This window comes from Bergeriella denitrificans NBRC 102155, from assembly GCF_001592185.1.
GTDB classification, from domain to species: Bacteria; Pseudomonadota; Gammaproteobacteria; order Burkholderiales; family Neisseriaceae; genus Neisseria; species Neisseria denitrificans.
In genome coordinates this window covers 1-2,881 of the sequence record NZ_BCWL01000240.1, presented here as the reverse complement: position 1 = coordinate 2,881, position 2,881 = coordinate 1, and the positions used below count along the sequence as shown (strand labels likewise).

Annotated in this window: 3 protein-coding genes; all 3 read right to left on the bottom strand. The window is 57.0% G+C overall.

Going from position 1 to position 2,881, the window contains the following annotated elements; translation table 11 throughout:
* Nucleotides 1-130: 130 nt before the first annotated feature.
* Nucleotides 131-907 carry a ferredoxin--NADP reductase gene (locus tag BDE01S_RS09715; RefSeq protein WP_066080911.1) on the bottom strand — a complete coding sequence of 259 codons (777 nt, stop codon included), beginning with the start codon at nucleotides 905-907 and terminating at the stop codon, nucleotides 131-133.
* A gap of 84 nt (nucleotides 908-991) precedes the next feature.
* The gene (gene thrC, locus BDE01S_RS09710) at nucleotides 992-2,404 is read right to left on the bottom strand and encodes a threonine synthase (protein WP_066080908.1); all 1,413 of its coding nucleotides are present in this window, start codon (nucleotides 2,402-2,404) and stop codon (nucleotides 992-994) included.
* Nucleotides 2,405-2,503: 99 nt separating this feature from the next.
* Nucleotides 2,504-2,872, bottom strand: coding sequence for a hypothetical protein (locus BDE01S_RS09705; protein WP_066080915.1), 369 nt, complete (start codon nucleotides 2,870-2,872; stop codon nucleotides 2,504-2,506).
* Between the last annotated feature and the right edge of the window lie 9 nt (nucleotides 2,873-2,881).

Sequence of the window (2,881 nt, the reverse complement as noted above, 5' to 3'; positions counted from 1 at the left end):
GCAACTCGCCGCCTTGTATCAGAATTTACTCTCCGACTATATACACAAAAAAAGCCGTCTGAAAAACCGCATTTCACAATCGGTTTTTCAGACGGCTTAATGTTTCGGCATATTTAGGCAGTTTGCCGCTTTATTGATCGACGAAGGCGCGCTCAATCAGGTAGTCGCCGCGTTGGCCCATTTTGGGGGAGGCGGTCAGGCCGAAGCTGTCGAGGATGGCGGCGGTGTCTTTGTTCATGGCGGTGCTGCCGCACAGCATGGCGCGGTCGTCTTGCGGGTTCATGGGCGGCAGGCCGATGTCTTCGAAGAGTTTGCCGCTTTTGAGCAGGTCGGTCAGGCGGCCGTGGTGCTCGAAAGGCTCGCGGGAAACGACGGGGTAGTAAATCAGTTTTTCTTTAACCAGCTCGCCCAGGTATTCGTGCTCGGGCAGCTCTCGGGTGAAGCGCTCGTAATAGGCCAGGTCTTGTTTGTAGCGCACGCCGTGTACCAGAATGATTTTTTCAAACTGTTCGTACACTTCGGGGTCTTTGGTCACGCTCAGGAAGGGGGCGAGGCCGGTGCCGGTGGAGAGCAGGTAGAGGTGTTTGCCGGGGTTGAGATCGCCCAAAATCAGCGTGCCGGTGGGCTTTTTGCTGACAAGGATTTCGTCGCCTTCTTTCAGGTGCTGCAGGCGGCTGGTGAGCGGGCCGTCCTGCACTTTGATGGAGAAAAATTCCAGATGTTCTTCCCAGTTGGCGGAGGCGACGCTGTATGCGCGCATCAGCGGCTTGCCGTCCACCATCAGGCCGATCATGACAAACTGGCCGTTTTCAAAGCGCAGCGAGTCGTCTCGGGTGCAGGTGAAGCTGAAATAAGCATCGGTCCAGTGGTGTACGGACAATACTTTCTGGGTGTTAAATGCTGCCATGTTGATTCCTGTTGTGCTGGCCGTCTGAAAAGACGGCGGTATCGTTTTCAGACGGCTGCCGCTGGCGGCAGCCGCGTATGGGATTTATTGATCCAAGGCTTTGCGGATAAGGTCTTTGACCACTTCGGCATTGTTGGAAACGATTTGTACGCGCTGCGGCAAATCTTCCAAACCCTCCAAGCCGGCGGGGCGGGGGATGGCGACATCGCCTACGGCTTCGCGGATGGTGGCATCGAATTTGGCGGCCAGGGCGGTTTCGAGGCAGACGACGGTTTCGCCCGGCTCGCGCACTTCGCGGGCGACTTTGATGCCGTCGGCGGTATGCGGGTCAATCAGCTCGCCGTCGCTTTCGAATACCTGTTTGATGGTGGCGATGCGGTCGGCGTGGTGGGATTTGCCGGAGACAAAGCCGTATTGCTCGCGCACTTTGTCTAAGACGAAATGCAAATCGAAGCCTTTGCCTGCGGCCACTTCCGCCCACAATACTTGGATTTCGCTGCTGTCGCGGTCCATCAGGTCAAACACGAAGCGCTCGAAGTTGGAGGCTTTGGAGATGTCCATAGACGGGCTGGAGGTGACGTGGGTATGCTCGGTGGTACGCGGGCGGTAGGCGCCGGTTTTGAAAAACTCGTCGAGCACGTCGTTTTCATTGGTGGCGACAATCAGGCGGTGGATGGGCAAACCCATCTGGCGGGCGATGTGGCCGGCGCAGACATTGCCGAAGTTGCCGCTGGGCACGCAGAAGCTGACTTTCTGCTCGTTGCTGGTGGTGGCATTGAAATAGCCCGCGAAGTAATACACCACTTGGGCGACGATGCGGCCCCAGTTAATCGAATTGACCGTGCCGATATGGTATTGCGCTTTGAACGCGGCATCGTTTTGCACGGCTTTCACGATGTCCTGGCAGTCGTCAAACATGCCTTCTACGGCGATATTGTGGATGTTTTCGTCTTGCAGGCTGAACATCTGCGCGCGCTGGAAGCTGCTCATTTTGCCTTCGGGCGAGAGCATGAAAACATTCACGCCTTTTTTGCCGCGCAAAGCATATTCCGCCGCCGAGCCGGTATCGCCGCTGGTGGCGCCCAGAATATTCAAGACCTTACCTTCTTTGCCCAGCACATATTCAAACGCATTGCCCAAAAACTGCATCGCCATGTCTTTAAACGCCAGCGTCGGGCCGTTGGAGAGCGCTTGGATTTTGATGCCGTCTGAAAGTGTACGCACCGGCGTAATTTCCGCGCTGCCGAACGCGGCTTCGGTATAGGTGCGGTTGATGATGTCGCGCAAATCGTCGGCGGGAATGTCGGTGACAAACAGGCGCATGATTTCAAAAGCCAGCTCGGGATAGCTCAGGCCGCGCCAGTGCTGCAGCGTGTCCGCGCCGATTTGCGGGTAATGCTCCGGCAGCATCAGGCCGCCGTCGGGAGCCAGCCCCATCAATAATACTTCGCTGAAAGGTTTGTGCGCGGTTTGGCCGCGGGTGCTGATGTATTTCATGCTTGTCTCGTTTGCGTAAAAAGGGGAAAAGCCGCAGGCAGGCGGCTTTTTCAGACGGCCTGTTTGCCCGATTAAAGGCACAGGCCGTCTGAAAAATCGTTATTTAAACAGGCGCTGCACGCAGGCGGTAACGGTTTTGGCGGTAACCGAAGCAACGGTTTGGGCGCGGGTGGTCGGGCTTAATACCTGCATCAAGTCGTTGGCCGATACTTGGTTGGGCGCTTCCTCGCTGACGCAGCCGCAGATTTTATTTTCCCACTCCGCCTGCTTTTCCGCCGTCATCGCCAGAGCCGCCAAGCGCCATTCGTTGCGCTTGCCCAGCTCGGTGCGGCATTGGCTTTCCACCGCCATTTTCACCATGCTGCTGCCGATGCCGGAGCCGCTGCCCAAAGTATTCAGAGAGGTAGCGCTGTCGGCACAGGCGCCCAGCAGAGCGAGGGCGGCCGCTGCGGCTGCAAATTTTTTCATGATGTATCC